The sequence below is a fragment of the Clostridiaceae bacterium HFYG-1003 genome (assembly GCA_024579835.1).
Classification (GTDB): Bacteria; Bacillota; Clostridia; order Clostridiales; family Clostridiaceae; genus JG1575.
Map to the genome: position 1 here is coordinate 1,575,526 of CP102060.1, position 13,640 is coordinate 1,589,165.

The 13,640-nt window shown below is 49.7% G+C and carries 12 protein-coding genes; 1 reads left to right on the forward strand and 11 read right to left on the reverse strand.

Going from position 1 to position 13,640, the window contains the following annotated elements; all coding sequences use genetic code 11:
• Nucleotides 1-80: 80 nt before the first annotated feature.
• On the reverse strand, nt 81-1,184 hold the full coding sequence (rsmH, locus tag NQU17_07075; protein UUM13313.1) for a 16S rRNA (cytosine(1402)-N(4))-methyltransferase RsmH: 1,104 nt from the start codon (nt 1,182-1,184) through the stop codon (nt 81-83).
• 311 nt (nt 1,185-1,495) lie between these two features.
• A complete protein-coding gene (locus NQU17_07080; GenBank protein ID UUM13314.1) occupies nt 1,496-2,191 on the reverse strand; it encodes a hypothetical protein in 696 nt (231 codons plus the stop codon).
• Between the two features lie 225 nt (nt 2,192-2,416).
• Here NQU17_07080 and NQU17_07085 point away from each other — a divergent pair, with 225 nt between their 5' ends.
• A complete protein-coding gene (locus NQU17_07085; protein ID UUM13315.1) occupies nt 2,417-3,025 on the forward strand; it encodes a 5-formyltetrahydrofolate cyclo-ligase in 609 nt (202 codons plus the stop codon).
• 370 nt (nt 3,026-3,395) lie between these two features.
• On the opposite strand, the gene NQU17_07090 is transcribed toward NQU17_07085, so the two are convergent.
• From NQU17_07090 to NQU17_07130, 9 genes are all read right to left on the reverse strand, one after another.
• On the reverse strand, nt 3,396-3,716 hold the full coding sequence (locus NQU17_07090; GenBank protein UUM13316.1) for an antibiotic biosynthesis monooxygenase: 321 nt from the start codon (nt 3,714-3,716) through the stop codon (nt 3,396-3,398).
• A gap of 114 nt (nt 3,717-3,830) precedes the next feature.
• On the reverse strand, nt 3,831-4,589 hold the full coding sequence (locus tag NQU17_07095) for a SagB/ThcOx family dehydrogenase (protein ID UUM13317.1): 759 nt from the start codon (nt 4,587-4,589) through the stop codon (nt 3,831-3,833).
• A 126-nt stretch (nt 4,590-4,715) separates the two neighbouring features.
• Complete coding sequence (locus NQU17_07100) at nt 4,716-6,578, reverse strand: DUF4153 domain-containing protein (protein UUM13318.1); 1,863 nt, start codon at nt 6,576-6,578, stop codon at nt 4,716-4,718.
• A gap of 12 nt (nt 6,579-6,590) precedes the next feature.
• The gene (locus tag NQU17_07105; GenBank protein UUM13319.1) at nt 6,591-6,845 is read right to left on the reverse strand and encodes a hypothetical protein; all 255 of its coding nucleotides are present in this window, start codon (nt 6,843-6,845) and stop codon (nt 6,591-6,593) included.
• Between the two features lie 133 nt (nt 6,846-6,978).
• Nucleotides 6,979-7,680: a hypothetical protein gene (locus NQU17_07110; protein ID UUM13320.1), complete on the reverse strand. Its 702-nt coding sequence runs from the start codon at nt 7,678-7,680 to the stop codon at nt 6,979-6,981.
• Nucleotides 7,681-8,123: 443 nt separating this feature from the next.
• On the reverse strand, nt 8,124-9,755 hold the full coding sequence (ppsA, locus tag NQU17_07115) for a phosphoenolpyruvate synthase (protein ID UUM13321.1): 1,632 nt from the start codon (nt 9,753-9,755) through the stop codon (nt 8,124-8,126).
• Nucleotides 9,752-10,486 (reverse strand): hypothetical protein, encoded by a 735-nt coding sequence (locus NQU17_07120; protein ID UUM13322.1) that lies wholly within the window; start codon nt 10,484-10,486, stop codon nt 9,752-9,754. Before NQU17_07120 ends, ppsA begins: the two co-directional genes overlap by 4 nt.
• Nucleotides 10,487-10,806: 320 nt before the next feature.
• A complete protein-coding gene (locus NQU17_07125; protein ID UUM13323.1) occupies nt 10,807-11,457 on the reverse strand; it encodes a phosphoribosyltransferase family protein in 651 nt (216 codons plus the stop codon).
• Between the two features lie 226 nt (nt 11,458-11,683).
• Complete coding sequence (locus NQU17_07130; GenBank protein UUM13324.1) at nt 11,684-13,630, reverse strand: amylo-alpha-1,6-glucosidase; 1,947 nt, start codon at nt 13,628-13,630, stop codon at nt 11,684-11,686.
• Between the last annotated feature and the right edge of the window lie 10 nt (nt 13,631-13,640).

Below are 13,640 nucleotides of genomic sequence, written 5' to 3' on the forward strand. Positions count from 1 at the left end.
AGAGGAAAAGTCTGAGATTAATATGTTGTTGAACTGAATCCCTTCCTGCAGCGGCTTGACCGTGACGACTTGCCAATAAATTATGCCTTAATAGCCCATCTGAGTTTCGCAGAGCGAGCTCGGCTGTTGGTACTGCATTCTTCCGCGGAAGGCCGGATCGGCCCGGTTGCAATTTCCCGGTATATTCCTTCCCGAAAGAATCGCTGGAAGGATTTTTTTACGAGGCGATCCTCTCCGGAATGAAAGGAAAGAATGGCGACGCGCCCGCCCGGAGCTAGTACTTGGGGCAGTTTCTCAAGAAACTGATAGAGAACTTCGAACTCCTGATTGACATCAATGCGAAGAGCCTGAAAGCATCGCTGACAGGACTTTTTGATTTCCTCATCGCGGGTCGCTTTTGGCAAAAACATCAAAGCCTGGGCAATAATCTCCCGAAGTTCAGTGGTCGTATCGATTTTTGCTCCGCGTTTTCTGGCTGCCATGATCGAGCGGGCAATGACTTCAGCATGCGGTTCATCGGAATTTTCCACGAACAGTTCAGTGAGTTGATCTACCCGCAAGTCGCGCAGGCGCTGCGCTGCTGACAGGCCTTTTTCGGGGTTGAGCCGCAGATCCAGCGGCCCTTCTGTCTTGAACGAAAATCCCCGCTCAGGGTTGTCTATCTGCATCGAGGATACGCCCAGATCAGCCAGAATGAAATCAATGGGACCGGACTCCTGGGCAAGGAGATCGATATTGCTGAAATTCATTTGACGGATGGTTAGAATCTCAGGTCCAAATCCCTGAGCGGCCAGACGTTCCCTGGTCCGCGGCAATTCGATGGGATCCACATCGAGGGCGTACAGATGTCCTTGAGATTCCATTTGCCGCAGCATTTCCAAGGTATGTCCGCCATAACCCAGAGTTGCGTCCAGACCAATCTGCCCGGGTCTGATCTGGAGGAACTCGAGGATTTCATTGACGCAAATGGAGATATGCATACCGGCGGGGGTGCTTCCCTTTTGAATGACCCGGGCTATCGTCTCCGCATATTTTTCCGGCTGCAGTTCCTTGTACTTCTCACTGTACGATTTGGGATGAGTCCCCTTATATCGCTTACGTCGTTGATGCTTGGGCTGTTCTTCGGGATTGAGGGTACTGTGCTGATCCACTGTACCCTTATTGTCTTTTCTTGATTGATCCATATGATGTTAAAGAAGCGTGGATCTGGTTAATACGCAGATCCCATCATCTCAAATCGGATGAGCTTCCTCATTCTCCTTTGATTTTTTTATTCCTGGAATGTCTGGGTCTTTGTCTGCCTGAGCGATTGCTTTAAACGATTAGGCTGCTGAACCAAGTCTATCATTCCTTGCCCATTCTGTAAAAGAACTGATGTAATCCTTCAAAGAGTCGCAGGTAAAAATGACAGGCATCCAAAATATGGATACCTGCTGCACAAGAATTCTCAATGGTCCACTTCCGGTCAGCGAATCCACCTGCTGATTATCATTCTTTAATAGAACTTGATTCCGACAGAATCGACCACTTCCATGACAAAGGCCTGTCCCTGACCTTGTTCGATAATTGCCGGATCCTGGTGGATGATGTCCATGAACCGGGACGCCTTCTCCGGGCTGGTAATGATGAGAATCAATTCTTTGTCAGCTGATACTTTTAATCCCTTGATGTGTTCTTCCCTAGCTTCCCCATGGGCAGGGATGACCGTGGCTCCCCTAGTTCCGGCACGTTCCCCCGCCAGTATAACATCTTCGGCAAAGCCCTTGTTCACCACTACATAGATTGCTCTGAGTTTTTCCTGTTCCATTTCATGAACCTCCTTATCCGGCGTCATTGCCGTACTCAGTTCCACTGGCTCTAGTCCCCTGCGCACAAAGGCAATGCCCGAGTGCTCGTCTTCCAGATGCATCTCGGTTTTGAGATCCTCCAGAATTCGGTAAGCCTGGTCCTCCTCCGTCACGATCGTCACAATTTCCTTGCGCAGATCGGACAGCCCCGCCTGCCTCAAGAATGCTTTACGTACCGTTCCCCGCCCCGGGCTGACGAACGCTGTCTGATAGGCATGCAGTGAAGCAAGGGCCAGAACCCGGTCTCCCATCAGCCAGTTCGCAATGACAGTAAGGATCACGGGCTTTTTCAGATCAGACAAGATCATGTCAGGTTTCCCCAGGGAATGCTGCTGCAAATTCATTCAACTCCTCCGGAACGGTGCCAATGCGAAGCTTCCGCCAATCAGAAGATTCGTTCATGGATGTGGCCGTTTCTTTTATTATATAGCGTTCTATCCAGGAGTTGGCGCCTCGCCTGTGAATAACTTGTATCTATTTGGAAAAATAACCAGGGTACGGGGCATATCCCCCCTGCTCCTGATATACTAATGGTGACAAGACAATCATTAATACAGGAGGAATGAAACATGGACCTTAATCAACGCCAGGAGCTGAAAGAATTTAAAAAAGCCCTGCGACGTGAAACCCTGTCCAAAAGAAAACAACTGGCCGAAGAGTCCCCGGAACGTTTCCATGAGTATTCCAGCCGAATCATAGATACTTTGAAGCAAACGCCTGAATACCAGAATGCCCGGATCCTGATGTGCTTTGTATCCTTCGAGGACGAGGTCGAAACGCACCAGTTCATCAAGGATGCCCTGACCGAAGGGAAGCAAGTTTATGTACCTTACATCATCCGCGAAGAGCGCATCATGGTGCCTGCTCAGATCCTGAATTTTGACGAAGACCTGGTCCCCGGCTATTATGGAATCCTTAGTCCCAGGGAGGATCAGCTGCGATTGAAGGACAAGGCTGAAATCGATCTGGTAGTCACACCTGGTGTCCTATTCGACAAAAATGGTTATCGGATTGGCTATGGTGCCGGCTTCTACGATCGGTTCTTCTCGCAAATTGAGCCCTCAGTACCAAAGATCGCCATTGCCTTCAGCCTGCAGCAGACAGAAGAAGTACCCACTGATGAATTTGATATCCCGGTCAACAAGCTCATTACGGAAAAAGGCATCACCATATTCTAGATGTTACGTTGATCCGGTTGGCTAAAACTGCCGCTCTCAATGGATCCATTTCATCGTGGATGATGGCTCACCATAAACACAAAAAAACTGGTTTCCCACGAAACCAGTTTTTTTGTTGAACTGACCTGATTTATTTTCTGAGATGAGACCTCTGGAGATTCACCTTCTTCGATTCAATCTTTGAGGTCTATCTTTCAGATCTATCTCTAAAATGAATCTTTCAAATCAATCTTTCAAATCAATCTTTCAAATCAATCTTTCAAATCAATCTTTCAAATCAATCTTTAAAATGAAATCCTTGAGATGACCATTGAGATTTATCCTTGAGATTTATCCTTGAGATTTATCCTTGAGATTTATCCTTGAGTATTTAATCCTCAGAAATTACTTCCATGAACATATAGTAATCCTGAGTATTTTCTTCTACAGGTGCCGTAAGAAGATCACGCAGGCGATCCTCCAGATCAGTTTCTGCCAGGTTTTCCAATACTTCATGGATTCTGCGGTCAAACAGATCCCTTGATTCAAACTGCTGCAAAACGATCCATTCTTCCGAATTGTTTTCGTTTCTGAGGAACTGCATTCTTCCCCCCATGCTGTTCAGATACAGATCAGAGATCTCCTGCTGGATGTCCAGAAATTCTTCTTTCTTTTCAGGCTGCACCATATATCGGCTGATTTTTGTATACATTGGCTTTGATCCTCCCGTTGTCAATTGTTTTTATTATACTATCACTTGGAGGATCGGGCTATTTTTTTTGCATGCTGCTGGTTCAAAAGATCAAGTTTCGGCTTGACCGCCGATTTAGCTTCTGGTTTTCTGTTTACCCACCGGAGCCAGATATACCGTGAATTCATCTTTGCCATCGACACCCAGCAGCTGATCCGATGCTTTCTGGTCGTAGGCTGCGATGGCACAGGTGCCGTATCCTATGGCTTCACAGGCCAGATAAAGGTTCTGGCAAATATGGCCCAGATCCAGAGCGATCACTTTGGCGGACGCATGACCATAGCGCCATTCCGTACGATACGGCAGGCTGGTCCAAAGGAACAGAACGTTGCAGCGGGAGGCAAACAGCTGCATATGGGCTGCCTTGTTGACGTGGTCCCAGAGATCCGGCAACTCCCGCACCAGGCCAATCTGATGTTCAAGCGGCAAGTACCGATAAATACCCTGCTTCAGTCCCTCCACCCGAAAGACGGCCAAGTAGGTTTCTGCTGAATGGCGATTCCCGGCCGACGGGACATGCCGCAGAATGCGGTTGGGTTTATTGGAGCGAACGCCCTGAGTTGCCCAGAGCAGGAATGACAGTTCCTTCAGCTTCATTTCCGTTTGATCAAACACACGCCGGGACTCCCGATCCCGGATGATATCCAGAAAACTCTTGAATTGAAAGTCGAAGGTTTCTTCTCCCGGCAATGAAATGACCTCTCCGCCGACCCAGGGTTTTTCCACCGGGGGCATTGGAATATCATTGTTCTGGTCCGTAGTAGAAAAATCTACTTCTTCCCGAACGTTGTCCCGTAAAAATTCTCTCCATTCATTAATTTTGATCCAATCCATTGTTTCCCTCCTGAAGTTTGGCCGGATCCAGGGATCCGGCCAGGTAGTCTTTTCGTTCGTGCTCGAGGACTAACCAAAAGGTTTTTCATCGCGCCCAATGTGTCGCTCCGAGTAGCATCTGGCTGATTAAGGTTTTTCCTTCACATACATCGAATTCAGGTTGATGAAGTAAACAGGCTTTGCATTTTCCGGACCAGCATTGATCTCCAAATTTTGCAGCACCACCAGCACTGCCACCTGATCTGATTCCATCAGGTAAGTCATATCAGCAGTTGTTTCAGGAATCCCGGTTTTTGATCCCAAAGGATACTTCTGAAGCGTCTGATCGATGAATGGCTTTAAATCACCCTTCAGAATGGTCACTCCGTCCTTTTTCACTTCCAGTACCGGAATGGACTGGGGCTGCTGAGTCCAGATCAGATCATACTTGCCATTTCTTCCGTTAAACTGAATCGTGCCTGCGGCTTCCTTCATAAAGTAGGCGGAGTTCAGCGCCCATTCATAACCCTTGATATCCAGAATTTGAGTATCCAGCATCAGAGACAGTGACTGACTGCCATCCGGCGTCTGGGGTTCTTCCCCGGCGCTCAGCCGCTCGAAGCCCATGGTTGTCCGGAAATTATTGTAATTGAGCTTGACCGGATCAAGCCAGGTTGGGTAGATGGCACCTTCTGCATTGATCAGATAGTCCACCGTTTCCGTGATCACTTCTTTTGTTTCTCGAGCCGGCTCTTTGGATGCCGGAACGATCGTATCGTTCTGCAGCATATTCTCGCGTTTCAGGGTCGATTCCAGCCGGTTGATCTGTTCCATGAAGGGCAAGTCCGTGAATCCAACCAGCGGAAGGACTGCAATCACTGCCAGGACCGAGGTGACATACACCATATAGCGATGGGCTTTCTCCTGTTTCAGGATCAGCAGGATGAAGGAGGCAAATGCGATGATCCAGACTATGGTGAACAGGTATTCCGCGGTCTTGAGCCCATACTTATTGAACTGTGTGATCAATGCCCAGGCTTCAAAAAGCAGAATAAAGAGAGCGGCAATGGGAAATACTTTTTTATAGAATTTTGCCAAAGCAGAATCATTTTTCGTAATCAGGATATGGAGCAGCAATCCGCCAATGGCAAAGGCCGTAGCGATGCTGTACAGATTGATGAACCGGGTATTCATTCCACCCAGGATGGTCTGTCCGGCCCACAGGATCAACACCACCGTCAGGGCCAGCATGATGGGCACCAGGATGTATTCGAGCAAAATGGTGATGAAGCGGGGCTGCTGCTGAGCGATCAGCCGGTGCTCGTCCTCGGCATCCTTGCGGAAGTCTGGGAAATAGCCAATAAAGATGCTGAATCCGACAAATCCGCTGAGGGTAGCAACCACCTGATATACTTCGCCCCTCATGTTGTTATAGAGCAGAGCCTGAATTGCGCCGAACACTCCGGACACGCCGATCAGGATCACAAGTCCGTAGATCAGGGCCAGGAAAAATGCCTTCAGCGTCATGAACAGAGAACCGGAAAAATCCGAACCATCTTTGGTCCGTCCCGCAAACAGGAGGAATCCCAACAGGGAGATGAGGCCTCCGACCAGGACCCTGGTACCGGCAAGAACCGTTATCGCCTTGTAGATGGTGCCTTCCTGGAATTCATACTTCGGGTAATATCCACCGAAGAAATAGAGCAGCAGGAAGGTCACGGCCGGAACAATCAGGCCGGCCAGATTAGCCATCAGGAACGATTGTTTGGTATTGCTCCGACTCTTGGCATAGGTGATGGCAGCCAGGCTGAAAACTGCTCCGAGAGCCAGTGAAGCATGAAGAGTATTGAACAGGAAATTGTAGGGCTGCTGCGTCTGCCAGTCCATTGCGATTCGGACCAGGGAGACGAGAGTAAACAGGACTGCATTGACCATAACAGCTGGGAAGGTCTTAAAGGACTTTCCTGCGTTTTGAAATACTTTTCGTATGGATTGAGTGAAATTACTCATCATACACCTCCGTTATATTGTTGTATTTTCTAGTATCGAGGCTGGTGTGCACTCAATCGGGATTTCCCAATATTTGTGTGCTTTCATTATATCTGTTTTTTTCAGGGGAAAATAGGTGAAATCGGTAACAAAACGCATTGTTATAACAGCATTTCTTTCTCCCCAGCGGGTTATGCAAATCTCGGCGGCTGAAAACTCCGGGGTCAGGCAAACCCTGGCTTGTCTTTCATGGCGCAGGCTTTGCCTCCTTTCATTGGTCAGCAACATCTGACTGACTCATTCTCTTTGATTGATCCGTTCAACCTGCCTCGTTTGATCACATCGTCAGGTTGGATTCCGTGAGGATCTTCAGTCACCGGGATGCGTCAGCCTGCCCTTTCATTTTCATCTTTTGCGAAGTTCACTGATAAAGCTCTTCTTCCGATGCGATCAGCAAAAGGATGGTCCAGGCAGGAACATAAGTGGCAGCAATCAGGTTGTCTTTCCAAAGGATAAATTTGGCATAGTCGGGATGAAATAAAGTATAGGCTACAAAAATATCACTGAAGAACATCAGGCAGCCAGTCAATGCGATCAGATAGGCACTCTTTTTCGAGAAATACCCGGAGTTTATGGTTGAAACCATCACGGCAGCCGTAACACACAGGATGATTCCAAGAACAATGGCAGCGGGAAACATGTAACCCGTGGCATACTTTCTCAGATTCAGAAACATAAACCCAAAGAGCAGGACAAACGGAATCAGTGTGAGTATGGTGTTCTTATTGAAATTCAGATGCCGGCCAAAGATGAATATCAGTGTGGCATATGCTCCCACAAACCCAAGCATGCCATACAACGGACTGTTTGCAACGGGCTGATCCAACGTATTGACAAACACAAAGAAGAAATCAGACAACACCGTAAAAGCAAAGGCAAGCACAAGCATCTTCTGTTCCCAGTACTTTTTTCTCATAACCAGAATGGTGAAAAACATACTCAGGCGAACCATGTAGGTCACCTGAAGAGAAGGAATCCCCCCGCCATAAACCCAGTTGAACCAAAGCATTCCCAGCGTCAGAAATAGATACACCGCCAGCAGGATTCTTTGAGTGTTTTTCATCAAAATCAACTCCGTTTCATCCGATTGCTTAATTCAATTCTTCTTCTCCCATTTTCTGCCTTGTTTCAATGTCTGCCTCGATTAGCTATCTGCCTCGCATTAATGTCTGCAGTACTTTGATGCCTGCCTTGGTTTGATGCCAGCCCTGGTTGGATATTACCTAAGTTAGATATTTGCCTGGATTAACGTCTCGCATATCATCCATTCAGTTCATTCAATGATCCGATCAATCGTTAAGTGTAATTTTACACTATATTTGTCATAATAGATATACTTGTTGAATCGATTTTAGGTTAAATTGATCAGTTCTTATTTGAAGAAGAGGATTGGGTACTGAGAGGCTTTCTTTCTGAATCTCGATTCACCCTCTGATTGACATTGAAAAAGCTCCTTACCGATGATCTGTGGATTGCACAGCATCTTTAAGGAGCACTTGGGCTATGTTAGTCTGGATAACGTTTCAGGTCCAGCTTTTTTTCCATTTCCAGGACGCGCAGTGTTATTTTAATCACCGAGTCCGGGTTCAGGGACATGGAATCAATGTGGTTTTCAACCAGGAATTCCGCGAACTCCGGGTAATCACTGGGAGCCTGACCGCAGATCCCAATGTGGCTGTGGTTTCGCTGCGAGCCTTTGATGGCCATTGATATCATCTGATAGACTCCTGGATCCCGCTCGTCAAAATCGTGAGCTACCAGGACTGAGTCCCGGTCCACGCCAAGTGTCAGCTGCGTCAGGTCATTGGAGCCAATGGAGAAACCATCAAAGACCCGGCTGAAGTCATCGGCCAGAATGACATTATTCGGGATTTCACACATGACATAGACTTCCAGGCCGTTCTCGCCTCGGCGCAAACCATTATCGGCCATTTCCGCCAGTACTTTTTCAGCTTCTTCGACTCTGCGGCAAAACGGAATCATCAGGATGACATTGGTCAGACCCATTTCTTCCCGTACCTTTTTCATGGCGCGGCACTCCAGTGCGAATCCTTCCCGGTACTTATCATCATAGTAACGGGCCGCGCCCCGGAATCCGATCATCGGGTTTTCTTCCTTCGGTTCAAAGGACTGTCCCCCGATCAGGCTGGCATATTCATTTGTCTTGAAGTCACTCATGCGCACGATGACCGGTTTGGGGTAGAACGCGGCGGCAATGGTACCAACCCCGTAAGCCAGCTTGTCGATAAAATAATCCGCTTTGGAGGAATAACCATAGGTCAGCTCTTCAATCGTTGCAAAATCCGCTTGATCCGTCACTCGTTCCGGATGAACCAGCGCCATGGGATGGATTTTGATGAAATCATTGATGATGAATTCCATTCTCGCCAGGCCCACTCCGTCATTGGGGATCATCGAGCAGGAAAATGCCTGATCCGGATTCCCCAGATTCATCATGATTTTGGTCTGAGGTCGTTTCAAGTCCGTCAGCTGGAATGTTTCCACATGGAACGGAATCATTCCCTGATATACCTTTCCTTCATCGCCCTGGGCGCAGCAGACTGTGATTTCATCCCCCGTCTGGACCGTTTCTGTCACCTTTGTCGTACCAACGACAGCGGGGATGCCAAGTTCGCGACTCACGATCGCTGCATGGCAGGTTCTGCCGCCTTTATTGGTTACGATGGCGGCTGCGGTTTTCATAACGGGTTCCCAGTCTGGTGAGGTCGAGTCCGCCACCAGGATTTCACCTGGGACAAACTCCCTCAGTTCCTTCACATCTTTAATGGTTCGTGCCCTGCCGCTGCCAATTTTCTCTCCGATGCTTTTTCCGGCTGCGAGAATAGTCCCTTTGCCATCCAAATGGAAGGTTTCAAGATAATCTTTGGCTTTGGCCGACTGAACCGTTTCCGGCCGCGCCTGCACAATATACAGTTCGCCGGTCAGGCCATCCTTTGCCCACTCGATGTCCATCGGGACATTCATGCCGGCTTTTGCCGAATAATGCTCCTCGATCGTCGGGCCATAGCCCGCCAGCTCCAGAATGGCGTCTTCCGACACACAGAAGGCCTTTCGTTCAGGCTCCGAAACATTCACGGTGCGGGTCAGGTGTTTGGAATCACCCTGACTGTATATCATTTTGTTTTTTTATCGCCCAGATTTTTTCGAATAATCGCCCGACAACCCTCACGGAATGTTGGCTTGAAGACATAATACTCATCCGGGTTCACGGCTCCCTGAACGATGGTTTCTCCCAATCCATAACAGGCGGTGATCATAACCACATCCCGAAAGCCGGTTTCGGTGTCAATCGTAAACAGAACCCCACTGGTGGCCAGATCGAACCGAACCATTTTCATGATGCCGATTGACAGTGCCACTTTAAAATGATCGAATCCATGATCGATCCGATAGGAGATCGCCCGATCCGTAAACAGGGAGGCAAAGCACTTGGCGCAGGCTTCTCGGAGAGCCTGTTCTCCCCTTATGTTCAAATACGTTTCCTGCTGACCGGCAAAGGAGGCCGTCGGCAGATCCACGGCCGTTGCGGAACTGCGCACGGCTACATCCGCTGCCTCGCCATACTCCTCGCAAAGTGTCCGGTAAGCTTCTTGAATTTCTGTCCAGACAGGATCCGGCAATCCGGCTCCGATGATGAGATCTCTGGCTTTCTTCGCCCGCAAGGCAAAGTCCGTTAAATCCTTCTTATCGATCCCGCCCATCAGATCCTTCAGTTCCTTCATCAAGCCATCGGTTCCCACCAGGTCCCAGTAGGCCGCTGCGGTTACGGCAAAGTCATTGGGAATCTTGATCCCCTTCGGCGTCAGTTCATGGTACATCTCCCCCAGGGAAGCGTTCTTCCCTCCCACCAGCGGGATATTCTCAATCCTGATTTCTTCAAACCAGCGAATATATTTCAGAATATTTCATTGGTCTACCCTCCTGTTATGAACAAGAGTCGATTTGTGTTTCCCGTATCCTTGAATGAACGTACTGCGGTGATGATTCGGATGTTTTCCGTCAACTGCTGATCCGAGGCTGAAATACTGTCTTTGCTGCTCGATCCGTGATCATTTCCCGGTGAGTTCCGATGTATCCTGATGCCTTGTTCCAATTCAATCGGTGATGTTCCCTGCGATGATTCACTGCCGTTTCGCCAAGCTTTGTTTTTTGCTGTTCAGGCAGTTCCCTATTCGGAGGATCGATGACTGGTTCGAGATTTTTTCAGGATCGCGATGACTTCCGCATCGTCCACCTGATCAAACATCCGATAATACGCCCCCACCGCGCCCAGATAATAAGGATCAATCTCCAACGAAACGAGCTCATCAGCCATTGTCATCAGGGTTGCGGCGACATCCTCCGGTGCAACCGGAATCGCCACTACTACTTTTGCCGGGCTGCGGCTCTTCAGTTCCTCTACAGCGGCCATCATGGTCAGTCCGGTAGCGATTCCGTCATCCACGATGATTGCCGTCTTGGCGGTTACATCCGGCCGGCTGTCATCTCCGAGATATTTTTGCCGACGCCGCCGGATCTCCTTCCGGATCCGTTCGACTTCTCCCTGAAACCACGCTTCATTGATTCGCTCCACTTCTCTGGTGTTGCAGACCGGCTCCCCATCTTCGGCAATGTCCCCAATGGCATATTCGGGATTCATCGGGTGACCGATTTTCTTTGTAATAATCAGATCCAGCGGCGCGCTCAGCTCTCTGGCAATCTCAGCTCCCAGCACGACTCCGCCCCGGGGCAGCGCAAATACGATGACGTCTGCCTCACGGTATTTTTTCAGAACCTGGGCCAACCGTTGTCCCGCGTCTTTCCGATCCTGAAACAGCATATTCACCATCTCCGTTTTACTTGAATATTCTGAATTTGTTATCTTAATAGTATTCTTTTGATGAAGAAAAGTAAATAAACAGACGCCCCAATCTGCCCGAACAGGGGAAGTGCTATATCTCCATACTGGTTGATGGAAGCCTTGATTCCACTTGCATTGAACTGCCTGAACGTGCAAAGAAGCCGCCCGGATCCGATCCGATCCGAACGACTTCCAACCAGTGATTCTATTCGCTCTCGACGGCCCGGACTGCCCGGAGCAGTTCTCCCACACTCCAGGCCTGGGCAAAGCAGCCACGGGAAACATTGGGGTTCAGTCCGTCGTAGATTTCCGGGAGCTGACCGACACAGCCTTCCCTCAGCGCGCTGCTGAGCTGATCCAGCTGTTCTATGACGATCTGTCTGGACTGGTCGCTGTACCGATGGACTTTCAAGTATGCCAGATAATAGGCACCCAGCGGGAAAGTCCAGACCGTTCCCTGATGATAAGCATTGTCCCGGTCCCAGAGGGATCCGCCGTAATTGGGCTTAAACTCGGGATCCTTCGGGGACAACGATCTGAGCCCGTAAGGAGTATGCAGATGCCGGTAAACTGCATGAAGCACCTGAAGCTCCTCCGTCTGATCCAGCATGCCGAAGGGCAGGGACAGCGCCCAGATCTGATTGCAGCGGATCTGGTCATCGCAGGGCTGACCGGACACAACATCCTTCAGGCAACCCTCTTTGGAATTCCAGAATTGCTGGCGGAATGACTGTCTGACCCGTTCCGCCAGATTCAGGAACCGCTCCGGATTCCCCTGTCCGGTTAATTCAGCAAATCGGGCCATGATCCTGAGATCGTTGTACCAGTAGGCATTGATTTCAACGGGCTTGCCGTGCCTGGGGGTTGGCAGAATATCCTGGATCCGAACGTCCATCCAGGTCACCTGGTCATAGCCGGAACCGGCTGAAATCAGGCCATCCTCATTCATTCGGATATCGAAATCCGTCCCCGTTTCATACCAGTCAATGATCTCCTGCATGACGGGCATTGCTTCACGGACAAAGTCCTCATCCAGAAACCGGAGGTAATACTCATAGACGGCACAGATAAACAGCAGTGAAGCATCCACCGTGTTGTACCGGGGGTCCTCCGCCCCGTCAGGGAACATGTTCGGCATGATGCCTTTGCGGATATACTTCATGAATGTCCGGAAGATGCTTTTGGCATCCTCTGCCCGACCGGTGGCCACACAGCATCCCATGACCGCGATCATGGTATCACGCCCCCAATCTCCGAAAAAGGGATACCCGGCAATGATGGTACGAGAGCCCGTGGAAGCCCGGTCGACAATAAAAGCATCCGCTGCCTGAGTGAACGTGCGTCCCAGCTCTGAGGTCAGTCCGGCCGTGTCAGCCAGCTGATCCCGACGTCTCAGAATTGCTGCGGCCAGCTCATCCGGGGTCTCATGAATCGGATCCATGCTGTAAATGAGATAAGCGGTGCGGACTTCGCCCGGCTCCAGTTCACAGGCAAAGTAGTGGCTGGAGTGCATGGAGCCCACAAACTCCCGGCCATCCCGTTCATCCTGCTCAAAATAGAGATTCTCCACGAAGAACGGTTCCTCCTGGGTTAAGGGGAGATCGGATTTGAAATACAGCTTGTAGCCGTTGCTGCTGATCTGACCATCGCCGATCAGAAATTCCTGCGCGGCCTCCGGCATGACTCCTTTCGGCGTGAATCGAAACCAGGGCCGCAGGCGAATCTGCACCTGGGACTGATTCTGATTTTCGAGGACAAACCTTGCCATGACCAGGTTCGATTCATACTTCATCAGGATGGATCGCTTCACCCGAACGCCCTCAACCTGGTAATCCCATTCGGGCCAGGCACCCACTGAGAAGCTGTTGAGCCAGCGGCAGCCATACTGGTTTTTTGCCGGATCCAGATATTCCTGACTGGTCAGCTCCACATCCGTTCCGTCAATTCGGACCACAGCTTCCAGTTTTGTCACAAACTGCACCCATTCATTCGGAGCTTTCACGGCCCCCATCAGCAGCCCGTGTTCATTTCGGGCCAAAGAATCGATCATAGTGACACTGGAATAGCCTCCCAGCCGATTCGTCAGCAGATAACAGTTCTCCTGACCCCGTCTCAGATCCTTCCAGTCATGTTTCCCATAGCTGAATTTCATATTCTTCTCC